This window comes from Kosakonia beeri (assembly GCF_054165705.1).
This window is the reverse complement of record NZ_CM135106.1, coordinates 4,443,400-4,460,708: the sequence shown is the minus strand read 5'-3', so window position 1 is coordinate 4,460,708 and position 17,309 is coordinate 4,443,400. Positions and strand designations below refer to the sequence as shown.

Sequence of the window (17,309 nt, the reverse complement as noted above, 5' to 3'; positions counted from 1 at the left end):
AGGACTATACCACGCGCAGACGGATCGGGCCGCCAGGCGGCCCGATTTTAAGCACTTTTACAACAGGATGCCGCCAAACACGAAGCCCAGGATCACGCACAGGGCAATGGCGATCACGCCGGGTATCAGGAACGGGTGGTTAAAGACAAATTTACCGATGCGTGTTGAGCCGGTGTCATCCATTTCGACTGCTGCCAGCAGAGTCGGGTAGGTGGGCAGCACGAACAGCGCAGAGACCGCAGCAAACGAGGCGATGGCCGTCAGCGGTGTCACGCCAAGCAGCAGCGCCGCAGGCATCAACGCTTTGGTGGTTGCCGCCTGAGAGTAGAGCAGTGTCGCCGCGAAGAACAGCACCACCGCCAGCAGCCACGGGTAGCTGTGCAGCAAATCACCAGCAACCATTTGAATATCTTCAATATGATGCTTAACAAAGGTGTCGCCGAGCCATGCTACGCCCAGTACACAGACGCAGGCACTCATTCCGGACTTAAAGGTACCGGCGTTAAGGATCTCGCCGGTATCGACTTTACAGGTCAGGCAGATCAGTGTGGCGATGGTCAGCATAAAGACCACAATCGCTTCGTTACGCGGCAGCACCGGGTTGGCAATCAGCCCCACAGTCGGGCTAATCGCGGTGGCATACAGCATGACTGCAATAATGCCAATCAGAAACAGCATCACCGAGCGTCTGGCATGCGGCTTCAGCGTAAATACCTGGCTACCACGCAGCTTCACTTCGCCTTTGGCCAGACGTTCCTGGTAAACCGGATCATCTTTTAATTCGCACCCGAGGAAGTTACACAGTACTGCGGTGATCATAACGGCAATCAGCGTGACCGGAATACAGATAGCCAGCAACGTCAGGTAACTTACGCCCAGCGGTTCAAGAATTCCGGCAAAAAAGACTACTGCCGCCGAAATGGGCGAGGCGGTGATGGCAATTTGCGATGCTACCACGGCAATCGATAACGGGCGGGAGGGGCGGATGCCTTGCTCTTTGGCGACTTCGGTGATCACCGGCAGCGTTGAAAATGCCGTATGCCCTGTTCCCGCCAGAATGGTCATAAACCAGGTCACCAGCGGCGCGAGAAAGGTAATGTATTTTGGATGACGGCGTAACATGCGCTCCGCCAGACTGACCAGGTAGTCCATACCGCCTGCCACTTGCATCGCGGCGATAGCGGCGATGACCGCCATAATGATTTCAATGACATCAAAAGGGATTGCGCCGGGTTTGATTTGAAAAAAGAGCGTCAGCACAAGCACGCCGAATCCACCGGCAAAACCAATGCCGATGCCGCCAAGTCTGGCTCCCAGATAAATCGCGAGCAGGACGAGAACAAGTTCTGCAGCAAACATAATCAGGCTTCCTTGTTTAATTAAGTGATATCGGTTTGTTATATTTTAGTAACCATCCAAAAGAAAAGGCACGTCGCATTGGACGTGCCTTTTATCGGGTTAACCGTAGGGGTTACTGTTACTGTTCGCTTTCATCGGTAAACCGTTTCGCTTTATATGCCGGGTGCATCAGGTTCTGCGCGGAGAAAATATCGTCCAGCTCCGCTTCGGTCAGCAGACCGCGCTCCAACACGACTTCACGCACGCTCTTGCCGGTTTCGGCGCAAATCTTGCCGACGATATCGCCGTTATGATGGCCGATAAACGGGTTGAGGTAGGTCACGATGCCGATAGAGTTGTAGACGTAGCCTTCGCACACTTCTTTGTTGGCGGTAATGCCGTTAATGCATTTTTCCAGCAGGTTGTAGCAGGCGTTGGTCAGGATATGGATTGACTCAAACATCGCCTGACCGATAACCGGCTCCATCACGTTAAGCTGCAACTGGCCCGCTTCAGAGGCCATCGTAACGGTGGTGTCGTTACCGATCACTTTAAAGCACACCTGGTTCACGACTTCCGGCACCACGGGGTTCACTTTGGCCGGCATGATGGAGGAGCCTGCCTGCAATTCCGGCAGGTTGATTTCGTTCAGCCCGGCGCGCGGACCGGAGGAGAGCAGACGCAGGTCATTACAGATTTTGGAGAGCTTCACTGCCAGGCGTTTCAGCGAACTATGGACCATGACATATGCACCGCAGTCAGAGGTGGCTTCAATCAGGTCTTCCGCCGGGACGACCGGCAAGTTGCTCACTTCCGCCAGTTTCTGTACCGCCAGTTGTTGGTAGCCATCCGGCGTATTGAGGCGGGTGCCGATAGCGGTCGCGCCGAGGTTCACTTCCAGCAGCAGTTCTGACGTACGCAGCAGGTTTTTGGTTTCTTCATTCAGTAGCACGTTAAAAGCATGGAACTCCTGACCGAGCGTCATCGGTACCGCGTCTTGTAACTGGGTGCGGCCCATTTTCAGGATATCTTTGAACTCAACGGCTTTATTTTCAAAGCCTTCGCCGAGCTGTTTGATCGCGTCGACCAGCTTGACCACCGAGGTATAGACCGCAATGCGGAAACCGGTCGGGTAGGCATCGTTAGTGGACTGGCATTTGTTCACATGATCGTTCGGGTTAAGGAACTGGTATTCGCCTTTTTGGTGACCCAGTAGCTCCAGGCCAATGTTAGCCAACACTTCGTTGGTGTTCATGTTCACGGAGGTGCCTGCGCCGCCCTGGTAAACATCTACCGGGAACTGATCCATGCATTTGCCATTGTTCAGGACCTCATCACATGCGGCAACGATAGCGTTCGCGATACTTTTAGGGATGGTTTGCAGCTCTTTATTCGCCAGCGCCGCCGCTTTTTTCACCATTACCATGCCACGCACAAATTCAGGTATGTCGCTGATTTTGCTGTTGCTGATATAAAAGTTTTCAATCGCTCTCAGAGTATGCACGCCGTAGTAGGCATCCGCTGGCACTTCCCTGGTACCTAACAAGTCTTCTTCGATACGAATGTTGTTTAACATGTGAACCTTCTTTTTCAAGCTACGAATGAATACACCAAAACCACAGTATTAATATGGTTATGTGTCTTTTCCGACCGACGATTATCCCCTTAATCGGCCGGATACCCGGAATGATATGCTGATGATAGCGAAATGCCGTAATCTTGATCACTTATTATCTTCGCCGTGACATCAGAATTAATAATATGTGAATTGAGTCACCGCTTCGCGACGCCAGAAAAATTTTCATCCCTTGTGAAATTGAATTTTTCTGATTTGTCTCCATCTGAGTAATTACGCAATTCGCAAACTCATTCAGAACGACGCCACAGGGCGTCTGTCCGCAGACAGGAGACCCCAGTGCGCTGGATACCTTTTATTGCTGTTTTTTTATACGTTTACATTGAGATTTCGATCTTCATTCAGGTCGCGCATGTCTTTGGGGTGCTGATGACGCTGATTCTGGTGATCTTTACCTCGGTGATTGGCATGTCGCTGGTGCGTAACCAGGGCTTCAAGAATTTTATGCTGATGCAGCAGAAAATGGCGGAAGGTGAAAGCCCGGCGGCAGAAATGATCAAAAGCGTGTCGTTGATCATCGCAGGCCTGTTGCTGGTACTGCCCGGTTTCTTTACCGATTTCCTCGGGCTGCTCTTATTATTACCGCCAGTGCAAAAACATCTCACGCTGAAACTGATGCCGCATTTGCGCTTCTCGCGCATGCCGGGGGGGGGTTTTAGCGCGGGAAGCGGCGGTGGAGACACTTTTGAAGGGGAGTACCAGCGCAAGGATGATCCACGTAATCGCCTCGAAGACAAAGACGATCGCTGATATAAGGCCCGGCGCCGGGCCTGTTCTAAGGCTGTACTGAACGAATAGTTGTTGAGCGGCGTTTGGGTAACAGGATCCAGAGCGCCGCTAACATCACCACCGCATACAGGCTTTTCCACCCGGGTACGATCAGCAGCAGCAAACACAGCGCGCTACCCAATACAGCCAGCCCTTTATAACGCCCTTTCAACAGCCGGCATCCTGCCAGCATACACAGCAGATAGATCATGATGAAAATGCCGTTTGCATAGATGATCAGCGTATCGAGATCGATGCTGAAGGCGTAAATCGCAAGGGTACAGACCATACAGCAGAGGATCACCGCACTTAAGGCATTTTGCGGTAGCTGGCGCTTTGACAGTCGCGCCAGCGCGCCATCAGGCTTATAGGCCGCCTGCGACCAGACCAGTCGGGCGAAACTCTGGATATAAATATTCAGGCTGGCAAAGCAGGCCAGGTAACCAATAATGCAGGCTATCCACAGTGCCTGCTTACCGAAGAGTTCCACCACAATCAACGGCAGGGAGGCGGCGGCTCCGTCGTGGCGCCAGACGTCGAAATGCAGCACCACCACGGTACAAGCCCAATACACTGAGCCTGCGAGCAGCAAACCGATGATCAACGCGCGCGGGAAATCGCGCTCGGGGTTTTTGAACTCAGAAGCCAGGTGCGCGAAGGCTTCCAGCCCGACAAAACACCAGAACATCACCGCCAGCGATGCCGACATCGCAGAAACCGGCACCTGCGACAGCGGGGGAAAGAGGATTTCGCTGAAATGAATGCCGCCGCGCCACCAGATGGCGACAATCAGCGCAACAATCAGCCCGGCGATGATCGATTGCAGGTTAGCGCTGGAGCCTGCACCGCGCGTCCCAAGCAGCCAGATCAGCGCCAGCGTACCCAGTTCAGTGATCAATAATTGCGGCCCTTGCCAGCCAAACATTCCTTGCCAGAAACCTGCGGCAATATGGAGCGCAGCAGGCAGACCCACCGGAATAACAGAGAGAAATAGCCAACCGGTGACGCGTTCCAGACGCGGACCGAAGGCCATGCCGACAAAGTAGGCGACACCGCCGGCGCTAGGGAAATGCCGTCCCAGCACGGCGAAGACGATCGCCACCGGGAACACCAACAGGATCAACAACGGCCACGCCCACAGGCTGTTATTGCCTGCCGCCAGTGCCGCCAACGCGGGTACCGCAAAAACGCCGGTGCCGAGTAGGGAGGTGGAAAGCAACCCGATGCCCTGGGCTAATCCCAGCTCTTGTTTTAATCCGCTCATGAACCTTTGTCCGCCTGCTGTAAAGAGGCTTGATGTTATCACAATCGATTTTACTTATGGCTTAATGACACCTGCCAGCAATGGGGGTATAGCGCAGGGTTATGGGGTAGCAGGCACTTTCGTAAATTTTTTTTGTTCTTCCCCCTTGAAGGGGGAAATATCGAACCCCATCTCTCAGGTCACCAGCCGGAAACCCTGTGCGGCCCGGCGTCATCCATAACTGATAATGACTTTCTCAAAGGAGAGCTATCAATGAGTATTCGTCCGTTACATGATCGTGTGATCGTCAAACGTAAAGAAGTTGAATCCAAATCCGCTGGCGGCATCGTTCTGACCGGTTCTGCAGCAGGCAAATCAACTCGTGGCGAAATCATCGCTGTCGGTAAGGGCCGCATCCTGGAAAACGGTACAGTGCAACCGCTGGACGTGAAAGTGGGCGATATCGTGATTTTCAACGACGGCTACGGTGTTAAAGCCGAGAAAATCGACAATGAAGAAGTGCTGATCATGTCCGAAAGCGACATTCTGGCAATTGTTGAAGCGTAAGTTCACGCGCGAACCTGAACGAATTTAAGGAAAGAGAAAATGGCAGCTAAAGACGTAAAATTCGGTAACGACGCTCGTGTAAAAATGCTGCGCGGCGTTAACGTTCTGGCAGATGCAGTGAAAGTTACCCTCGGCCCGAAAGGCCGTAACGTGGTTCTGGATAAATCTTTCGGTGCGCCGACCATCACCAAAGATGGTGTTTCTGTAGCACGCGAAATCGAGCTGGAAGACAAGTTCGAAAACATGGGCGCGCAGATGGTGAAAGAAGTAGCCTCTAAAGCGAATGACGCTGCGGGCGACGGCACCACCACCGCGACTGTGTTGGCGCAATCCATCATTACTGAAGGCCTGAAAGCTGTTGCTGCGGGCATGAACCCGATGGATCTGAAACGTGGTATCGACAAAGCTGTCGCTGCTGCGGTTGAAGAACTGAAAGCGCTGTCTGTACCGTGCTCTGACTCTAAAGCAATTGCTCAGGTTGGTACCATCTCCGCGAACTCCGACGAAACCGTTGGTAAGCTCATCGCCGAAGCGATGGACAAAGTGGGTAAAGAAGGCGTGATCACCGTTGAAGACGGCACCGGTCTGCAGGACGAACTGGACGTGGTTGAAGGTATGCAGTTTGATCGCGGCTACCTGTCTCCGTACTTCATCAACAAGCCGGAAACGGGCGCAGTAGAACTGGAAAGCCCGTTCATCCTGCTGGCAGATAAAAAAGTCTCTAACATCCGCGAAATGCTGCCGGTTCTGGAAGCAGTAGCTAAAGCGGGTAAACCGCTGCTGATCATCGCTGAAGATGTTGAAGGCGAAGCACTGGCTACGCTGGTGGTTAACACCATGCGCGGTATCGTGAAAGTGGCTGCGGTTAAAGCGCCGGGCTTTGGCGACCGTCGTAAAGCCATGCTGCAGGACATTGCAACCCTGACCGGTGGTACCGTGATTTCTGAAGAAATCGGTATGGAACTGGAAAAAGCAACTCTGGAAGACCTGGGTCAGGCTAAACGTGTTGTGATCAACAAAGACACCACCACCATCATCGATGGCGTGGGTGAAGAGAGCGCAATTCAGGGCCGCGTTACTCAGATCCGTCAGCAGATCGAAGAAGCGACCTCCGATTACGACCGTGAAAAACTGCAGGAACGCGTAGCGAAACTGGCAGGCGGCGTGGCAGTTATCAAAGTCGGTGCAGCTACCGAAGTTGAAATGAAAGAGAAAAAAGCCCGCGTTGAAGATGCCCTGCACGCGACCCGTGCTGCGGTAGAAGAAGGCGTGGTTGCTGGCGGCGGCGTGGCGCTGATTCGCGTAGCAAGCAAAATCGCTGACCTGAAAGGCCAGAACGAAGACCAGAACGTGGGTATCAAAGTTGCGCTGCGCGCAATGGAAGCTCCGCTGCGTCAGATCGTGCTGAACTGCGGTGAAGAACCGTCAGTTGTAGCTAACACTGTGAAAGGTGGCGACGGTAACTACGGTTACAACGCAGCGACCGAAGAATACGGCAACATGATCGACATGGGTATTCTGGATCCGACTAAAGTGACCCGTTCTGCACTGCAGTACGCGGCTTCCGTAGCCGGCCTGATGATCACCACCGAGTGCATGGTTACTGACCTGCCTAAAGGCGACGCGCCGGACTTAGGTGCTGCTGGCGGTATGGGCGGCATGGGTGGTATGGGCGGCATGATGTAATTGCTGCCGGACACACAGTCAGGGCGTGCCCTGATGTGAGTTCATCGAAAAAGAGCGGGTTAATCCCCGCTCTTTTTTTATTGCATTTTGCCACTCACCGCGGTTGGTCAGAGTCGGTGGTGCCTGCCTGTATCTCAATATGAATGTTGAAGTGGTACGTAAACAACATTGCTCAACACGAAAGTGAAACACACCCTGTTTGCCGTTATCTGTCCCGAATTGTGCGGCCTGCGATGACGGCATTTTTCTTTTGGTCATCTTTTTAGTATAAGGTTTACACACGGACGACTTGCGTCCAGCTCATTGATTATGGGGAATAACATGCACGTAAAACATTTCGTGGGGATGGTTGGTGTTGCGCTGTTGTTGGCTGGGTGTAGCAGCAGTAGCGATTTGTCCTCTGGCGGGCAGAATGTGCGCCTGGTAGAGGATAAACCTGCTGCTAATTGCCAGTACCTTGGCACAGCAACCGGTAAGCAGAGCAACTGGCTTTCTGGACAGCACGGGGAAGAAGGCGGCTCTATGCGTGGCGCGGCAAACGCCCTGCGCAACCAGGCGGCCGCCATGGGCGGTAACGTGCTGTATGGTGTAACCAGTCCGACGCAAGGTCTGTTGTCCAGCTTTGTACCTACAGCCAGCGAAATGACCGGCCAGGTTTATAAGTGCCAAAACTGAGTATGCATGACGACTCCCGTTAACCATGACGGGAGTGATTTATTTAATAAAAAGAAAATAACTTTATTATTATATATATTATTCCCCTATATTTATTTGCTGCTAAATAATCTCCATGAATGTTGTTTTTTAAAATAATGATTTAAGCCATTATACCTCTCACTTTTTTGTTTTTTTTAAAGGAACAGATAAAGTGTTTTCACCATCTGCCGATATCCCCAAGCAGGAAGAATTGCGAAATGGATTTCCCGCATGCTTCATAATTTAATTGAGATGGTGTTGGGAGTTTTGCATGAATATTACCAAGCGCTTATTGCTTTCTTTTTCTTTGCTGATAATCAGTCTTATCGGCACGAACCTTATTGCGATGATTTCGCTTCAGGAGATCAGTAAATCAGAGGAGACGTTTCAGGAGAATACCTTACCCAGTCTTGACGCGATGAATTCTGAGATGCTGCAGATAATGGCCGTTCGTGGGCAGCTTTTCCTCCACGCACTGTCTGACGACGCTGTTGAGATGGCGAAAATAAAAAAAGATGCATTAGAGACATACAATAAATTGTATAACATGCATCAATATTATTTGAAAGAGTTAACCGTTGATGCCCATGATATAGAACAGTCTAAAAAATCTCTTGCCGATCTGGATAAATTCAGAGGGCTGATGGATGAATATTTTAAACTGTCTGAAGCGAATGATCGCGTAGCGGTTTCAAACGCCATGCAGAGCGATGGCATGATTGCAAGTAATATTAATTTGTTAATAAGTGATTTTTCCGACCAGGTGGCCTATAACACGCAGTTGGTCGATGCCGCGCAACAACAAAGCAGTGCACTTATTTCCCGCTCAATCGTATTATCCATTTCAACCACTCTTATTGCCACGATCTCGCTGGGTCTGTTTGGATTGGTGACGGTGCTTAATATTCGTCGCCGACTGAATGAAATGAAAGACGGCATGGTGAATATCAGTGAAAAATTGGATCTCAGCTACTCACTGAATACCGGGAAAATGGATGAAATCGGGCAGGCTGCCAGCGCATTCAACCAGCTCATCGCCCGGATGGCCGAATCGTTGAAGATGGTGCGTTCCGCGTCCTCTTCAGTCAATACGGCAGCGAATGAGATTGCCATGGGCAACAATGAGCTTTCTGCGCGCACCGAGCAGCAATCCGCTGCGGTTGTAGAAACGGCGGCGAGTATGGAAGAACTCAACTCGACGGTGAAACAGAACGCGGAAAACTCGCATCAGGCGAGCCAGTTGGCGATTGCGGCATCACAGGCGGCGTCGCAAGGGGGCGAAGTCGTTAGCGCCACCGTTAGCCGTATGAAAGACATTATTGAAAGCTCGAATAAAATTTCTGAAATCACGTCTGTCATTAACGGCATTGCTTTCCAGACCAACATCCTGGCGCTCAACGCCGCGGTAGAAGCTGCTCGTGCGGGCGATCAGGGAAGAGGGTTTGCTGTTGTTGCCGGGGAAGTCCGCTCCCTTGCGCAGCGTAGCGCCCAGGCAGCGAAAGAGATCGAAAGTCTGATCAAAGAGTCGGTGAGCTATGTTGAAGATGGTTCCCGACAGGTTGATCTGGCCGGTGAAGCAATGAATGGCATCGTACATTCTGTCATGCAAGTGAAAGATCTGATGCAGGAAATTGCCGCTGCCTCGGATGAGCAGGATCGCGGGATCACGCAGATTGCGCAGGCCATGTCCGAACTGGACACCACTACGCAACAAAACGCCTCGTTAGTACAGGAGTCTTCTGCGGCGGCCGGTAGCCTTGAGGATCAGGCGATGAAACTGCAACAACTTGTGGATGTGTTCCGTCTGCCAGGCCAGCAGGAAATGAAGGCCTCTTCGCTTTCCGCCAAAAACAGTCGGTCTGTTGTCTCTATTTCCAGCGCTGATGATGAAGGGTGGGAGAAATTTTAACAGGGAATAACGAATCCCCGGTAAAGGGGCTTGTTTTCACGGCTGCGTGTTGCTCCGCCTGGCGCGCAGCCGTGTTTTTTTATTGCTGGCGCAGTTGCAAATCCAGCGGCGTTTTACTGGGCTCACCGCCAATCTCACGAGCCAGTTTAGGCACCATATAACCGGAAACCAGCGTCAGCAATTCGCGCATGATCTTACGCGCTTCTTCATCGCTCACCATAAAATGTGCCGCGCCCTGAACTTTATCCAGCACGTGCAAATAGTACGGCATCACTCCCGCATCGAATAAGGCATTACTCAATGCCGCCAGCGCCTGGGCGTTATCGTTGACATCGCGCAGCAGCACACTTTGATTGAGCAATGTCACACCAGCCTGGCGTAATTTACCCATAGCAGCCCGGAAATCACCGTCAATTTCTTGTGCGTGATTCACATGGTTAACCAACAAAATCTGCAATGACGAACGCGCAAACCGTGCTGCCAGCGTATCGGTAATGCGAGCCGGTATAACAATCGGCAAACGGCTGTGAATGCGCAGCCGTTTGATATGCGGGATCGCTTCCAACTGCTCGATCAGCCAGTCCAGTTCATGATCTTTGGCCATCAGCGGATCGCCGCCAGAGAAAATGATCTCATCCAGTTCCGGATGGGCAGCAATATAATCCAGCGCACCTTGCCAGTTGCGCTTGTTACCCTGGTTCTCGGCATAGGGGAAGTGGCGGCGGAAGCAGTAACGGCAATTTACCGCGCAGCCTCCTTTGACCAGAAGCAGAGCGCGGTTGCGGTATTTATGTAGCAGTCCGGGCACAACGCTGCTTTGTTCTTCCAGTGGATCGGTGGTAAAACCTGGCGCAGCGAGAAACTCTTCCGATGTGGTAAGTACCTGACGCAAAAGTGGATCATTAGGATCGCCAGGCTGCATGCGCGCAGCAAATGCACGAGGAACGCGCAGGGGAAACAGCCGCTTTGCCGCGCTACCAGCGATTAAATTAGGGTCATTGTCTATCTTTAAAAGACGTAACAGTTCATCCGGATCGGTGATTACATCGTTAAGTTGCAATAACCAATCTTCTCTGGACGGGGTTTTTAGGGTTACAATATGCGCCATTTTGTGGCTTAGCTACCAGTTAACAATTTCAGAGGGCCTTATGGCGACTTACTATAGCAACGATTTTCGTGCCGGTCTTAAAATCATGATGGACGGCGAGCCGTACGCGGTTGAAGCCAGCGAATTCGTAAAACCAGGCAAAGGCCAGGCATTTGCGCGCGTGAAACTGCGTCGCCTGCTGACCGGTACACGTGTTGAGAAAACCTTCAAATCTACTGATTCCGCAGAAGGCGCGGACGTTGTCGATATGAACCTGACTTACCTTTACAACGACGGTGAGTTCTGGCACTTCATGAACAACGAAACCTTCGAACAACTCTCTGCTGATGCTAAAGCAATTGGCGACAACGAAAAATGGCTGCTGGATCAGGCTGAATGCATCGTGACCCTGTGGAACGGCCAGCCGATCTCCGTAACGCCGCCGAACTTCGTCGAACTGGAAATCGTTGAAACCGATCCAGGTCTGAAAGGCGACACTGCCGGTACTGGCGGTAAACCGGCTACTCTGAGCACTGGCGCCGTGGTGAAAGTGCCGCTGTTCGTGCAGATCGGTGAAGTGATTAAAGTTGATACCCGCTCTGGCGAATACGTTTCCCGCGTGAAATAATCATCGCGATGTCGGCGTAGCGCAGTGCTACGCCGCAGAACTTTGCAGGCAGGGATGATGAAACGTTTTGCGAAATTCCTCTCACTAATGCTTATCAGTTGTGCCTTTCTTTCTGGCTGTAATACCGCGCGCGGCGTCGGTGAAGACATCCAGAGTCTTGGTCATGTTATTTCCCGCGCGGCGAACTAAAAACTTCACATCTTCTTAAAAATGCTTCCGTTCCGGTCATATGCCGGGATCTTGTCTATGCTTAAGTGGCTATACACAAACAATATTGGTCACAAAAGGAAGATATTATGGTTAAGAAGACAATTGCTGCGATCTTTTCTGTACTGGTCCTTTCTTCGGTTCTGACCGCTTGTAACACGACGCGTGGCGTCGGTCAGGATATCTCCGAAGGCGGTAGCGCGATTTCTGGTGCGGCAACACGAGCGCAGTAGTCATCCCTGTCGGTACGGCTTACGCCGTACCGTTAATTTGGGTTTTCCGGCAGTGGGTTCTCGGGCAGTGACAGGAACGGTGTAAAGCGGTTCCCCATTCCCAATTTCATTCTGATATTGCGCTTGTAGGTATAAACCGTTTTGCCGTTAATGCTCATTTTGTTGGCAATCATCTGGTTACTTTTCCCCTCCATCCACAGAGTTAACACTTTCTCTTCCTGCTTTGTGAGTAACGGCGTGACGATACGTGGAATGGCGCGTAACGGGCGGGCCAGCACCATTGCATCAATGGTACGGGCAAGCGACTCTAATGATTCCGTTTTTTGCAGCTTCGCTTTTACCTTGAATTGCGCGTAAAACGTGGAGAGTTGTGCATCCTCACCCGACTCCAGCAAGATAAGCTGGTTGTCTTCACCGCAAACAGAAAAGAGTGAAGCAAGCTGCTGACTATGATGAATTTCGCTTTTAAATCCATGGAGATCGGCGATGATCAAATCCGGTTGCCATTGCACAATATGTTCTTTCGCTAACATTAAGTTATGCAGTGCGGTCACAAGGAATGACGCGGGAAACAAATCAGTTTGATTGAGCCAGGATTCCATCCCTGAACGGGTGAAGTAACAACGGTCAATCACAAGAATTTTGAACATATCATTATTCGCAGTCAGAAGGTGGCGCACGACTTCCTGTATTCAGGAAAGCGATTCATCATAGGATGTATATCTGCTTAATAAATGCCTGAACTGCGCTGCGAACAGTGGCTATTTCTTGCTTTAACCCCCTAAAATTGGGTAAGAGCAAAAATGTTGAAATAATACTCTGAAACGGTCAAAATCTGTTCCCTGTTCAAACGCCAAACGGGACGACCCGTTTGCGCCAATTCTCACTGGGGACGGCCCCGCAACGGAGCCAATGATGTCCTGGTTTATTCTTCTTATTGCAGGTCTTCTGGAAGTGGTTTGGGCTATCGGCCTGAAGTACACGCAGGGATTTACACGCTTAACGCCGAGTATCATTACTGTTACCGCGATGATCGCCAGCGTGCTGTTGCTCTCATGGGCAATGAAAACCTTGCCAGTAGGAACGGCATACGCTATCTGGACCGGTATTGGCGCGGTCGGCGCGGCTATTGCCGGCATTGTCCTGCTTGGTGAATCCGCAAGTCTGGCGCGTATCGTCAGCCTGTGTCTTATTGTCGCAGGTATTATCGGTCTGAAACTCAGCACCCATTAAGGCGCTTGTTTAATCCAGAGTAATTTTTCAACGGCGAAGCCTTGTCGCGCCGCGATAGCTAACATCTGTTGTTTGACCTTCTCAGGAAGTGTTGGCGTGCGCGACAGGAGCCAGAGGTAGTTGCGGTCTGGCCCGCAAACCAGCGCGTAGCGGTAGTCATCGTCCAGCGCGATGATGTTATAACCCCCGTAGAACGGGCCAAAGAAGGAAACTTTCAGCGCCGCGGTGCGCGGGTCACCGGTGAACCAGGCCTCGCCGGTGGTTTGTTGCCACATGCCGCGATCCGGGTTATAGCCACGGTTGATGATATTCAGCGCGCCATCATCACGCAGGCTGTAAGTCGCGGTGACTTTTTCCAGACCGCTCTCGAAGGGGTGATCCAAACGGGCAATTTCATACCATTTGCCGAGGTAACGTTGGGTTTCAAAATTCTGAACCACTGTCACGCCGTCGGGAGGAGTAGGGGAACTGCAGGCAGAAACCAAAAACGCAGCGGCAAGCATAACGATGATGAGCGGCAGACGCATGGTATTTTCCTTCCAGCTGTTTCTTTCAGGTATAGACGCTGGCGAGAAATATGCTCTCCTGCGAATGCAGGAGAGCGACAGGTATCAAATAAAAATTACGCCGACAAGCGTTACTACCGTCAGGATAGCGGCCAGGCCGTAGAAGACCCATTTGCCGCTCGGCACGTGAATTTTTAAATCATGCATCATATGGTGAATACGATGCAGACCACACCACACCGGCAACGCAATCATTAACAAGAGAAAAGCGCGACCGACAAAGCTTTGTGCAAACGCCAGGATACGTTCGTAACTCAGCGCTTCTCCGGGATACCAGCCCAGAGGTAACAGCACGCCAACCAGCAGGATGATAACCGGAGCGACGATAGCGCTCCACATACCACCTGCGCCAAACAAGCCCCAGAATACGGGTTCGTCGGAACGTTTTGGATTCGGGTTAATCACTTTGGCCTCCTTACCAGAACAGTGCGACAAACAGGATCACTACCGTGACCACAGCTGTAACTGCCCAAAGCCCTTTCACAACCGGCTCTGGCCCCATTTTTTCGCCTTTTACGATGATGATCGATGCTTTTGGCGCAAGTTCAAACCAGGTTTTGGTATGCAGCAACGCCGCTGCCAGTGAAATAAGGTTGAGGATCACAACAACCGGGTTTTGCAGGAAACTGACAAAACCGGCCCAGCTTTCCGGGCCATGTTTGAGGGAAAACAACCCAAAGATCAGCACAATGCTAAACCAGACCGCCGCTACCGCCGTGCCTTCACGCAGCATATAGAAGCGATAAAACGGCAGCTGTTTCCACCAGCTTGCGGGAACAGGACGAACCCAGGCTTTACGTTTAGTCGTCATAATGCGCTCCTTAGCGTGGTTTCAGGGTGGCGATAAGAAAGTCTTTCGAACTTTCTACCTTGCCCTGCTGAATAGCAGCGGCCGGATCGACATGCTTCGGACAGACTTCCGAGCAGTAGCCGACAAACGTACAGCTCCATACGCCGTTCTTGCTGTTCAGTTGCCCCATACGCTCCGCTTTACCCTTATCGCGGCTATCCAGATTGTAGCGGTGCGCCAGCGTAATCGCTGCCGGGCCAATAAACTCAGGATTGAGGCCGAATTGCGGGCAGGCGGCATAACACAAACCGCAGTTAATACAGCCAGAAAACTGGTGATATTTCGCCATTTGTGCCGGCGTCTGCGTACCTGGTCCCTGATCGGGTGTGCGCGTATTGCCAATAATGTAAGGCTTAATGGCTTCGAGACTCTCGATAAAGTGAGTCATATCGACCACCAAATCGCGCTCAATCGGGAAGTTCGCCAGTGCTTCCACTTTCATCCCTTTCTCGTAATCACGCAGGAAGGTCTTACAGGCCAGCTTTGGCACTTTATTGACCATCATCCCGCAGGAACCACAGATCGCCATACGGCACGACCAGCGATAGCTCAGATCCGGAGCAAGGTTGTCTTTGATGTAGCTCAGCGCGTCGAGCAGCGACGTTGCCTCATCGAAGGGGACATCGTAGAAGGCACTGTGCGGCGCATTGTCCACTTCCGGGTTATAGCGCACGATCTCGATTTTCAGATTCTTCAGCTCAGCCATTGTTCGTCTCCTTCTTCTCGGGCGCTTCAGCCGCTGCACCGTAGACGCGTTTCGCCGGGGGCAGTGTCGTGATTTTCACGTCGCTGTACTCCAGTCGCGTTGAGCCGTCGGCATCGCGGAAGGCAAGAGTGTGCTTGAGGAAGTTGACATCATCACGTTCTGTGCAGCCTTCATCCAGACGCTGATGCGCGCCGCGGGACTCTTTACGCGCCAGCGCAGAGTGCGCCATACATTCGGCAACGTTCAGGCCATGGCCCAGTTCAATGGTGTAAAGCACATCCGTATTGAAGACGCTGGAAGTATCGGTGATACGTACGCGTTTAAAGCGTTCCTGCAGCTCCGCCAGCTTATCAACGGTTTTCTGCATCAATTCTGGCGTACGGTAAATACCGCAGCCTTCTTCCATTGACTCCCCCATTTCATCGCGAATTTTCGCCCAGCTTTCGGTGCCATTCTGGTTAACCAGCGCTTTCAGCCGTTGCTCAACGTCCGCAGCCTGCGCGTTGAGGGCATCGTCGTTGGCACGGCTTGCCGTGGCGGCGCGTTCCATCGCCTGTTCGCCCGCGAGGCGGCCAAACACCACCAGTTCCGCCAGCGAGTTCGAGCCGAGACGGTTGGCGCCATGCAGCCCCACGGAAGAACATTCACCAACGGCAAACAGACCGGTAATGCGGGATTCACAGTTCTGATTGGTTTCGATACCGCCCATGGTGTAATGCGCGGTCGGGCGAACTGGAATCGGTTCTTTGATAGGATCGACACCCACGTAGGCTTTCGCCAGTTCGCAAATAAATGGCAGACGCTCTTTGATTTTTTTCTCGCCAAGGTGGCGTAAATCCAGATGCACTACATCTCCGCGCGGTGTTGAGATCGTGTTGCCTTTGCGCCACTCGTGCCAGAATGCCTGCGACACTTTGTCGCGCGGGCCAAGTTCCATATATTTGTTTTTCGGCTCGCCAAGGGGTGTTTCTGGCCCCATGCCGTAATCCTGCAAATAGCGATAGCCGTTTTTGTTCACGAGGATCCCGCCTTCGCCACGACAACCTTCCGTCATGAGAATACCGGAACCTGGCAGGCCGGTCGGGTGATACTGAACAAATTCCATGTCGCGCAGCGGAACGCCGTGTGCCAGCGCCATGCCCATACCATCACCGGTCACAATGCCGCCATTGGTGTTGTAGCGGTAAACACGGCCGGCGCCACCGGTAGCCATCACAACGGCATTGGCGCGGATTTGCACCAGCGTGCCTTCCATCATGTTCATTGCGACCAGGCCGCGAGCGTGGTTATCGTCGACCAGGATATCGAGTACGAAATGTTCGTCGAAGCGCTGGATCTGCGGGAACTGCAGCGAGGTTTGAAACAGTGTATGCAGCATGTGGAAGCCGGTTTTATCGGCCGCGAACCAGGTGCGTTCGATTTTCATCCCACCGAAGCGGCGCACGTTGACTGTACCATCCGGGCGACGACTCCACGGACAGCCCCACTGCTCAAGCTGAGTCATCTCTGTCGGGCAATGGTGCACAAAATAGTCAACGACATCCTGTTCGCAAAGCCAGTCACCGCCAGAGACGGTATCGTGGAAATGATACTCGAAGCTGTCATGATCCTGGGCCACGGCGGCAGAGCCGCCTTCTGCGGCAACCGTATGGCTGCGCATGGGGTAGACTTTTGAAATCAATGCGATTTTGGCGTTAGGGTGGGCTTGCGCCGCGGCGATCGCGGTACGTAATCCTGCTCCGCCTGCGCCAATCACAGCGATATCGGCTTGAAAGGTTTGCACGACATTCCTCCAGATTATTGTTGTTCCGCAACGATAAGCCTGAAGCGCTTTAGGTAATTGCGGAAATGTTCCACTGCTCCTTTTTGGGTAAGGGCAGTATAACCGTAGGGATCGAAGGGAAATTTGATGTGTTCGATTTTTTTGCTGTTCTGTCGTGTGATGCGTCACTGAAG

The 17,309-nt window shown here is 52.2% G+C and carries 19 protein-coding genes; 9 read left to right on the top strand and 10 right to left on the bottom strand.

The annotated features are described in order from the left end of the window. Positions 1–57: 57 nt before the first annotated feature. Together ACUY4S_RS21135 and aspA are read right to left on the bottom strand one after the other, a co-directional pair. Positions 58–1,359, bottom strand: a complete 1,302-nt coding sequence (locus tag ACUY4S_RS21135; protein ID WP_312690256.1) for an anaerobic C4-dicarboxylate transporter — start codon at positions 1,357–1,359, stop codon at positions 58–60. 118 nt (positions 1,360–1,477) lie between these two features. Continuing rightward, positions 1,478–2,914 carry an aspartate ammonia-lyase gene (gene aspA, locus ACUY4S_RS21130; protein ID WP_312690254.1) on the bottom strand — a complete coding sequence of 479 codons (1,437 nt, stop codon included), beginning with the start codon at positions 2,912–2,914 and terminating at the stop codon, positions 1,478–1,480. 339 nt (positions 2,915–3,253) lie between these two features. Between aspA and ACUY4S_RS21125 the strand changes: the two genes are divergently transcribed. Beyond that, on the top strand, positions 3,254–3,724 hold the full coding sequence (locus ACUY4S_RS21125; RefSeq protein WP_312690252.1) for an FxsA family protein: 471 nt from the start codon (positions 3,254–3,256) through the stop codon (positions 3,722–3,724). 25 nt (positions 3,725–3,749) lie between these two features. Here ACUY4S_RS21125 and yjeH read toward each other — a convergent pair whose 3' ends face one another. Beyond that, positions 3,750–5,006 (bottom strand): L-methionine/branched-chain amino acid transporter, encoded by a 1,257-nt coding sequence (gene yjeH / locus ACUY4S_RS21120; RefSeq protein WP_312690250.1) that lies wholly within the window; start codon positions 5,004–5,006, stop codon positions 3,750–3,752. Positions 5,007–5,258: 252 nt separating this feature from the next. Between yjeH and ACUY4S_RS21115 the strand changes: the two genes are divergently transcribed. From ACUY4S_RS21115 to ACUY4S_RS21100, 4 genes are all read left to right on the top strand, one after another. Next, entirely contained in the window at positions 5,259–5,552 is a 294-nt protein-coding gene (locus ACUY4S_RS21115) for a co-chaperone GroES (protein WP_007372708.1), read from the top strand. Positions 5,553–5,591: 39 nt separating this feature from the next. Further along, on the top strand, positions 5,592–7,238 hold the full coding sequence (groL, locus tag ACUY4S_RS21110; protein ID WP_312690248.1) for a chaperonin GroEL: 1,647 nt from the start codon (positions 5,592–5,594) through the stop codon (positions 7,236–7,238). A 321-nt stretch (positions 7,239–7,559) separates the two neighbouring features. After that, the gene (locus ACUY4S_RS21105) at positions 7,560–7,913 is read left to right on the top strand and encodes a DUF4156 domain-containing protein (RefSeq protein ID WP_312690246.1); all 354 of its coding nucleotides are present in this window, start codon (positions 7,560–7,562) and stop codon (positions 7,911–7,913) included. A gap of 292 nt (positions 7,914–8,205) precedes the next feature. After that, positions 8,206–9,843 carry a methyl-accepting chemotaxis protein gene (locus ACUY4S_RS21100; RefSeq protein WP_312690244.1) on the top strand — a complete coding sequence of 546 codons (1,638 nt, stop codon included), beginning with the start codon at positions 8,206–8,208 and terminating at the stop codon, positions 9,841–9,843. 79 nt (positions 9,844–9,922) lie between these two features. Here ACUY4S_RS21100 and epmB read toward each other — a convergent pair whose 3' ends face one another. After that, the gene (gene epmB, locus ACUY4S_RS21095; protein WP_312690242.1) at positions 9,923–10,951 is read right to left on the bottom strand and encodes an EF-P beta-lysylation protein EpmB; all 1,029 of its coding nucleotides are present in this window, start codon (positions 10,949–10,951) and stop codon (positions 9,923–9,925) included. Positions 10,952–10,991: 40 nt separating this feature from the next. On the opposite strand from epmB, the gene efp reads away from it, so the two are divergent. From efp to ecnB, 3 genes are all read left to right on the top strand, one after another. Beyond that, entirely contained in the window at positions 10,992–11,558 is a 567-nt protein-coding gene (efp, locus tag ACUY4S_RS21090) for an elongation factor P (RefSeq protein WP_312690240.1), read from the top strand. Between the two features lie 57 nt (positions 11,559–11,615). Continuing rightward, positions 11,616–11,747, top strand: coding sequence for an entericidin A/B family lipoprotein (locus tag ACUY4S_RS21085; RefSeq protein ID WP_312690504.1), 132 nt, complete (start codon positions 11,616–11,618; stop codon positions 11,745–11,747). Positions 11,748–11,854: 107 nt separating this feature from the next. Continuing rightward, positions 11,855–11,998 carry a lipoprotein toxin entericidin B gene (gene ecnB, locus ACUY4S_RS21080; protein ID WP_192466363.1) on the top strand — a complete coding sequence of 48 codons (144 nt, stop codon included), beginning with the start codon at positions 11,855–11,857 and terminating at the stop codon, positions 11,996–11,998. Positions 11,999–12,030: 32 nt separating this feature from the next. On the opposite strand, the gene ACUY4S_RS21075 is transcribed toward ecnB, so the two are convergent. Beyond that, complete coding sequence (locus tag ACUY4S_RS21075; protein ID WP_458023516.1) at positions 12,031–12,648, bottom strand: helix-turn-helix transcriptional regulator; 618 nt, start codon at positions 12,646–12,648, stop codon at positions 12,031–12,033. 265 nt (positions 12,649–12,913) lie between these two features. Between ACUY4S_RS21075 and sugE the strand changes: the two genes are divergently transcribed. Continuing rightward, positions 12,914–13,231 carry a quaternary ammonium compound efflux SMR transporter SugE gene (sugE, locus tag ACUY4S_RS21070; protein WP_312690502.1) on the top strand — a complete coding sequence of 106 codons (318 nt, stop codon included), beginning with the start codon at positions 12,914–12,916 and terminating at the stop codon, positions 13,229–13,231. Here the strand turns inward: sugE and ACUY4S_RS21065 are convergent. The 5 genes from ACUY4S_RS21065 to frdA form a co-directional block, all read right to left on the bottom strand. Then, positions 13,228–13,758: a lipocalin family protein gene (locus ACUY4S_RS21065; RefSeq protein WP_312690234.1), complete on the bottom strand. Its 531-nt coding sequence runs from the start codon at positions 13,756–13,758 to the stop codon at positions 13,228–13,230. The genes sugE and ACUY4S_RS21065 overlap by 4 nt on opposite strands. An 84-nt stretch (positions 13,759–13,842) precedes the next feature. Then, positions 13,843–14,202: a fumarate reductase subunit FrdD gene (gene frdD, locus ACUY4S_RS21060; protein WP_458023515.1), complete on the bottom strand. Its 360-nt coding sequence runs from the start codon at positions 14,200–14,202 to the stop codon at positions 13,843–13,845. 10 nt (positions 14,203–14,212) lie between these two features. After that, positions 14,213–14,608, bottom strand: coding sequence for a fumarate reductase subunit FrdC (gene frdC / locus ACUY4S_RS21055; RefSeq protein ID WP_312690230.1), 396 nt, complete (start codon positions 14,606–14,608; stop codon positions 14,213–14,215). Between the two features lie 10 nt (positions 14,609–14,618). Beyond that, positions 14,619–15,353 carry a succinate dehydrogenase/fumarate reductase iron-sulfur subunit gene (locus tag ACUY4S_RS21050; protein WP_312690228.1) on the bottom strand — a complete coding sequence of 245 codons (735 nt, stop codon included), beginning with the start codon at positions 15,351–15,353 and terminating at the stop codon, positions 14,619–14,621. Further along, positions 15,346–17,136 (bottom strand): fumarate reductase (quinol) flavoprotein subunit, encoded by a 1,791-nt coding sequence (gene frdA, locus ACUY4S_RS21045; RefSeq protein WP_312690227.1) that lies wholly within the window; start codon positions 17,134–17,136, stop codon positions 15,346–15,348. The genes ACUY4S_RS21050 and frdA overlap by 8 nt, the downstream gene beginning before the upstream one ends. Between the last annotated feature and the right edge of the window lie 173 nt (positions 17,137–17,309).